The organism is Mesorhizobium sp. M7A.F.Ca.CA.003.01.2.1 (genome assembly GCF_003998945.1).
Lineage (GTDB): Bacteria > Pseudomonadota > Alphaproteobacteria > Rhizobiales > Rhizobiaceae > Mesorhizobium > Mesorhizobium ciceri.
In genome coordinates, this window is sequence record NZ_RZRA01000230.1 from 1 (window position 1) to 6520 (window position 6520).

6 protein-coding genes and 1 tRNA gene are annotated in these 6520 nt (G+C 61.6%); 2 read left to right on the plus strand and 5 right to left on the minus strand.

The annotated features are described in order from the left end of the window. Positions 1 to 140 precede the first annotated feature (140 nt). The 3 genes from mmsB to chvE form a co-directional block, all read right to left on the minus strand. Positions 141 to 1427: a multiple monosaccharide ABC transporter permease gene (gene mmsB / locus EN969_RS12030; RefSeq protein ID WP_127419143.1), complete on the minus strand. Its 1287-nt coding sequence runs from the start codon at positions 1425 to 1427 to the stop codon at positions 141 to 143. Beyond that, the gene (gene mmsA / locus EN969_RS12035; protein WP_063170018.1) at positions 1424 to 2956 is read right to left on the minus strand and encodes a multiple monosaccharide ABC transporter ATP-binding protein; all 1533 of its coding nucleotides are present in this window, start codon (positions 2954 to 2956) and stop codon (positions 1424 to 1426) included. Before mmsA ends, mmsB begins: the two co-directional genes overlap by 4 nt. 123 nt (positions 2957 to 3079) lie before the next feature. Next, positions 3080 to 4150, minus strand: a complete 1071-nt coding sequence (chvE, locus tag EN969_RS12040; RefSeq protein WP_027161715.1) for a multiple monosaccharide ABC transporter substrate-binding protein — start codon at positions 4148 to 4150, stop codon at positions 3080 to 3082. Between the two features lie 311 nt (positions 4151 to 4461). Here chvE and EN969_RS12045 point away from each other — a divergent pair, with 311 nt between their 5' ends. After that, the gene (locus EN969_RS12045; RefSeq protein WP_027161714.1) at positions 4462 to 5451 is read left to right on the plus strand and encodes a LysR family transcriptional regulator; all 990 of its coding nucleotides are present in this window, start codon (positions 4462 to 4464) and stop codon (positions 5449 to 5451) included. A 130-nt stretch (positions 5452 to 5581) separates the two neighbouring features. Continuing rightward, positions 5582 to 5818: a hypothetical protein gene (locus EN969_RS12050; protein ID WP_024503153.1), complete on the plus strand. Its 237-nt coding sequence runs from the start codon at positions 5582 to 5584 to the stop codon at positions 5816 to 5818. Between the two features lie 2 nt (positions 5819 to 5820). On the opposite strand, the gene EN969_RS12055 is transcribed toward EN969_RS12050, so the two are convergent. Together EN969_RS12055 and EN969_RS12060 are read right to left on the minus strand one after the other, a co-directional pair. Further along, positions 5821 to 5894 (minus strand) — tRNA-Gly (locus EN969_RS12055). 81 nt (positions 5895 to 5975) lie between these two features. Further along, on the minus strand, positions 5976 to 6520 hold a 545-nt coding region (locus tag EN969_RS12060), incomplete at its 5' end, for an SGNH hydrolase domain-containing protein (RefSeq protein ID WP_281060005.1).

Here is a 6520-nt window from a genome sequence, read left to right on the forward strand (position 1 = left end):
CGATCGTATGCCTCCTGCTTTCCTCGATCAGAGCAGTTCACCGTTTCACGGAAACGGCGAACCGCTCTAACTCATTGTCTTGGCGCAATTCCGGGCGGAAAACCGTTTCACACTTTTCCTGGAATTGCTCTTAAGTCCGTTCAAGCCTTGTTCTTGTTGTAGACGTCGAAGATCACGGCGCCGAGCAGCACCAGGCCTTTGACCACCTGCTGCCAGTCGACATTGACGCCCATGATCGACATGCCGTTGTTCATCACGCCCATGATGAAGCCGCCGACCCCCGCGCCGATGACCTGACCGACGCCGCCCATCGCCGAGGCGCCGCCGATGAAGACGGCGGCGATGACGTCGAGCTCGCTGCCGAGGCCCGCGGCCGGCACCGCCTGTCCCAGTCGCGCCGCGATGATCAGGCCGCCGAGCGCCGACAGCACGCCCATATTGATGAACACCATCAGCGTCAGCCGCTCGGTGTTGATGCCTGACAGCTGCGCGGCCTTGGCATTGCCGCCCATGGCGTAGATACGGCGGCCGATGGTCATGCGCTTGGTGACGAAGACGAACAGCGAGATCAGCACGCCCATGACGAGCAGCACGACCGGCAGGCCTCTGTAGCTGGCGAACTCATAGACCAGGAACAGCGCCAGGGCGCTGGCGACCAGCGTCTTGACGACGAACAGGGCAAAGGGCTCGGCCTCATAGCCATGGCGTTCGCGCTTGCGACGCGTCCTCACCCCGAAATAGGCATAGGCCAGCACGGCGATCAGGCCCAGCACGATCGTCGTCATGTGCAGCGTCAGGCCGCTGCCCATGATGGTCTTGCCGGCCGCGTTCACCGTCGGCGGGATCAGCGTCAGCGGGCCGATGACATCCGGGATGAAGCCCGAGCTGAGCATTTTGAAGTCGTCGGGAAGCGGACCGACCGAGGATCCGCCGCCCAGCAGCGCCTGGCAGATGCCGCGGAAGATCAGCATGCCGGCCAGTGTCACGATGAAGCTCGGTATTCTGTGATAGGCGATCCAGTAGCCTTGCGCCGCCCCGATCAGGCCGCCCACGACGAGGCAGATGATCGAAACCACCAGCGGATTGCTGAGCGGTCCAAGTTGCCAGATGACCATCATGTTTGCCGCCAGCGCGCCGATGAAACCGGCGACCGATCCGACGCTGAGGTCGATATAGCCGGAAACGATCACCAGCAGCATGCCCAGCGCCATCACGATGATGAACGAGTTCTGCTGCACCAGGTTGCTCAGGTTCACCGGCTTGAACAGCGTTCCCGACGTGGTGAACTGGAAAAACAGCATGATGACGATCAGCGCGATGATCAGGCCGTATTCGCGCAGGTTCGTGGCCAGCGCCGAGACGGCGATGCGTGCGCGCTGCTCTTCGGCGACATTGCCGTGCGGGGCGGGGGCGCTTTCGGTGCTCATGCTGCTTTTCCTTCTCCACGAACGATGGCGCGCATTATTTTTTCCTGGCTTGCTTCCGCGGCGGGCATTTCGCCCACGATGCGCCCTTCGTTCATGACGTAGATGCGGTCGGTGATGCCGAGCAATTCCGGCATTTCCGACGAGATGACCACGATCGCCTTACCCTCCGAGGCGAGTCGCGCGATGATCGTGTAGATTTCGTACTTGGCGCCGACATCGATGCCGCGTGTCGGCTCGTCGAGGATCAGCACGTCCGGGTCGGCGAACAGCCATTTCGACAGCACCACCTTCTGCTGGTTGCCGCCGGAAAGATTGCCGGTCAACTGATAGACGCTGGAAGCGCGGATATTGGTCTTCTTGCGATAGTCGTTGGCAACGGCGAGCTCGCGCATGTCGTCGATCACGCTGTGGCGGGCCACGCCGCCGAGATTGGCCAGCGTGATGTTGTGCTTGATATGGTCGATGAGGTTGAGCCCGTAGGTCTTGCGATCCTCGGTGACGTAGGCGATGCCGTGTTGGACCGCCTTGCTTACCGAGGACACATCGATCGGCTTGCCCTTGAGCAGCACCTCGCCTGTGATGCGGCGGCCGTAGGAGCGGCCGAACAGGCTCATGGCGAATTCGGTGCGGCCGGCGCCCATCAGCCCGGCAATGCCCACCACTTCGCCCTCGCGCACATTGATGTCGATACCCTTGATCACCTGCCGCTCGGCATGGAGCGGGTGATAGACCGACCAGTTCTTCACCTCGAACACGATCTCGCCGATATCAGGCTCGCGCGGCGGATAGCGGTCGTCGAGGGAACGACCGACCATCGAGGTGATGATGCGGTCTTCGGAGATGTCCTTCTTGGCCAGCGTCTCGATGGTGCGCCCGTCACGGATCACCGTCACCTTGTCGGCGACCCGGTTGATCTCGTTGAGCTTGTGCGAGATCAGGATCGAGGTCATGCCTTGCCGCTTGAATTCGAGCAGCAGGTCAAGCAGCGCCTGGCTGTCCTTTTCGCTGAGCGATGCCGTAGGCTCATCGAGGATCAGGAGCTTGACCTCCTTGCTCAGCGCCTTGGCGATCTCGACCAGCTGCTGCTTGCCGACGCCGATATTGGTGATCAGCGTCTTGGGGTCCTCCTTAAGGCCCACCTTCTTCAACAGCGCACTGGTGCGCTCCTCGTTGGCGTCCCAGTCGATGACGCCGAATTTCGCGTGCTCGTTGCCGAGGAAGATGTTTTCGGCGATCGACAGCATCGGCACCAGCGCTAGCTCCTGGTGGATGATGACGATACCCTTGTGTTCGCTGTCCTGGATGCCCTTGAACTGGCATTCCTGGCCTTGGAAGATGATCTGGCCGTCATAGGTGCCGGAGGGATAGACGCCCGACAGCACCTTCATCAGCGTCGACTTGCCGGCGCCGTTTTCGCCGACCACGGCGTGGATCTCGCCTTCCTCGACGCTGAGATTGACGTTCGACAGCGCCTTCACGCCGGGAAACGTCTTGGTGATGTCGCGCATCTCCAAAATCGTCGGGGCCATGGGGACTACCGCTCCTTGAGAGCTCGGCAAATATTGCCGGCGAGGTCGGTGACAATACCGGGCTCGCTGGTGAACGAAAAGGGGCCCTGCGTTGCGCAGGACCCCCTGACTTTGTAACCGGGATTACTTCAGTTCGTCGGCCTTGATGTAGCCGGAGTCGACGACCAGCGCCTGGTAGTTCGACTTGTCGACTTCATGCGGCGTCAACAGGATCGAGGGAACGACCTTGACGTCGTTGTTGTAGGTCTTTTCATCGAGTCCGTCCGGCTTGCCGCCCGAGAGCACCTTGTCGACGAGCTCGACGGTGGCCTTGGCCAGTTCGCGGGTGTCCTTGAACACGGTCGAGTACTGCTCGCCCGAGATGATCAGCTTGACCGAAGCGGTCTCAGCGTCCTGACCGGTCACGATTGGCCAAGGCTGAGCCTCGGTGCCGTAGCCGACGGCGCGCAGCGAGGCGGTGATGCCGCGCGACAGGCCGTCATAGGGCGAAAGAACGCCATCGACGCGGCTGCCATCCGAATAGTTGGCCGACAGCAGATTGTCCATGCGTGCCTGGGCGGTGGCGGCGAGCCAACGCAGCGTGCCGACCTTGTCCATGCCGGTCTGGCCGGACTTGATCTTGATCGAGCCGTCGTCGATCAGCGGCTGCAGGACGGAGATGGCGCCATTGTAGAAGAAGAAGGCGTTGTTGTCGTCGGGCGAGCCGCCGAACAGTTCGACGTTCCACGGCTTGGTGTTCGGGAAGCGTTCCTTGAGGCCCTTGACCAGCGAATTCGCCTGGATCACGCCGACGCCGAAATTGTCGAAGGTGGTGTAGTAGTCGACATTGGCGGTCTTCTTGATCAGGCGGTCATAGGCGACGACGACGACGCCCGCGTCAGCGGCCTTCTGCAGAGCATCCGACAGGGTGGTGCCGTCGATAGAAGCGATGATCAGCGCCTTCGGGCCTTTGGTGATTTCGTTTTCCAGCTGGCTGAGCTGGTTGGGGATGTCGTCCTGCGCGTATTGCAGGTCGACGGTGTAGCCGAGAGCCTCGAGCTGGGACTTGACGGCATCGCCGTCATTGATCCAGCGCTGCGAGGTCTTGGTCGGCATCAGCACGCCGACGAGACCCTTGTCGGCTGCGTGCGCCGAGTAGGTCATGGCAGCGATGCCAAGGGCCGCGACGGCGGCCAGTGTCTTGATGATTTTCACTTTAACTCTCCCTGTTTGATGGACGCGGCACCCCGGGGGTCGCGGGCCGCGCAATCGTGCAGAAGCGCCAAGGCACCGCTGCCGTCATATCGATCTCCGGTATCCTCCCATGGCCCCGAGACGCTGATTCAATCGATACGATTTTTCTCGTCGGCGACCGTCACGTCTTGGAACGCGCGGAGGGTGTGGGTCTTTGCCATAACTGTCAAATGCGATCTTTGATGGTTGCTATATCATGGTTGGTATATGTATTGCGACGTGACGGGCTGACCCCGATGTCGGTCGTACACGAGCAGAAGGCAGGGAAAGCGATGGCGCGGCCAGCGAATCCGACAACAGCTTCAGATGGTTACAGAGAAGCACCGGGCGATGGCGAAACCCTGCTGCGCAGCGGTCTCAGTCTGCGTCACATGCGCATGATCGTCGCGCTCGACGACCATGGCCGGGTCAGCGCGGCAGCCCAGGTTCTGAACATTTCGCAGCCGGCGGCCTCGCGCATGATCGCGGAGATGGAGGCGGTGCTGGAGGTCAAGCTGTGCGAGAGGCTGCCGCGCGGCATCACCTTGACGCCATACGGCAAGGCTTTGGCCAGGCGCGCGCGCTCGATCCTGCTGGAGATGCGCGAGGTCGACCGCGAGATTTCCGAGCTCAAGGCGGGCAAGGGTGGTTCGGTTTTCCTGGGTGCCGTGACCGCGCCGGCAATCGAGCTGGCGGTGCCGGCAATTCGTGAAATCCGCCGCATCTATCCGCGCATCGAGATCACCATGCAGGTCGAGACCTCCAATGTGCTGGCACGCGAGCTGATCGCCACGCGCCATGACTTCATCATCGCGCGCATCCCGGACGACCTCAATCCGCGGCTGTTCGAGTCGCGCGTCATCGGCGTCGAGAAAGCCTGCCTGATCGTGCGCCGTGGCCACCCGCTCACCAGGGGCAGCGTGGTGCGGCTGGAAGACACCGCCGCCTATGACTGGGTCTTCCAGTCGGGCGGCTCGCCCTTGCGCCAGGCGATGGAGAGCAACTTCCTCAACCGCAACATCGCTTTGCCGGACCGTATCCTGAACACCAGTTCGCTGCTCCTGACCCTGGTCATGGTCGCGCAATCCGATGCCATCGCACCGGTCTCTGTCCAGGTGGCGAAATTCATCCAGAACCCTGACGGGCTGGCCGGCGCCATCGACGTCGTCCAGACCGAATTCGACATCGAGGTCAGGCCCTACAGCCTGATCACGGTGAGGAATCGCGCGCTGTCGCCGGCCGCCAAGATGCTGCACGACTTCATTCTGAGGGAAGTGGGATGATGGCTGGATCAGGTAAGCTTCTCCGGCGAAAGCGCCGCCAGGCCGAGGCCAGCGAAAGCGAACTGGGAACATTATTTCCCGCCGATGCGTTCATGATCTTGCAAGGGACGATTTCTTCTGGAGGCTGAACATGCGCAGCTTCGAAATCATCGACCTGCTTTGCGTGATCGAGGCCTGCAAGCACGATCGATCGGTCGGCAATTTCGTGTCCATGGCTGAAGGCGTGGAAGAATTGCGGGTGTTGACCGGCGACTTCGTTTCATCGGATGACGCGGCGGCAAACGCCCTCGCAACGGTGGCGCTGGCGAGAGGCTGCTCGGTTGTGTTCGACGAACAGGCAGGCGCTGAAATGGTTCTGACGCCTTAGGCTGGAGCGGGTAGCGGGAATCGAACCCGCGCGTTCAGCTTGGGAAGCTGACAAGCTACCATTACATCATACCCGCGTGCGCCCTCGTTAGCATGAGGGTTGGCCTTCGGGCAATCGCAAAGCGGTCCGTTTCGGCACGACGCCGTCGTGCTGCGGATCACGGCGCGCCTGCGGCCGTGAATTGCCGGTTTGCCTTCGCGGCCTTGTCGCTGGTGGCGAAACTTGGCCAGTATTTCGAGATGGCCAGCGTCGCGCCGGCGGAAGAGAAGTGGCCATAGTCGAAGTAGAGAAATTCATTGGTCTTGGCGTCGGCGTATGAACAACCGGCCGAGTCGCACAGATACGTCAGCGGATCTATGAAATCGGCCCCTTTGGTGAACGGCAGAACCCGTGCGTTGATGCCCGGATCCATAGCCATAGGCCAGGATGTGGTTCCGGCATGCTCCCGCTTCACCAAGAAAGCGATCTTCTGGACGTCGGCGATGAATTCCGGAGACTGGCCGACGGTATAGACCTTGACCCCCATCTCGCGAAGCCGGTCGATCGTCTTCTGCAGGCCGGCGAAGCCCCTGGCCTGGTAGTCGGTCCATCGGCCGCTCAGGATCACCGCCTGGATGTTTGCGTCGCGAATGATCGACAAGGCCCGTTCGTTGAAGCGGGTGCAGGCGGGCCGAGCATAGGAAAAATAGGTCAGGTCGGGCG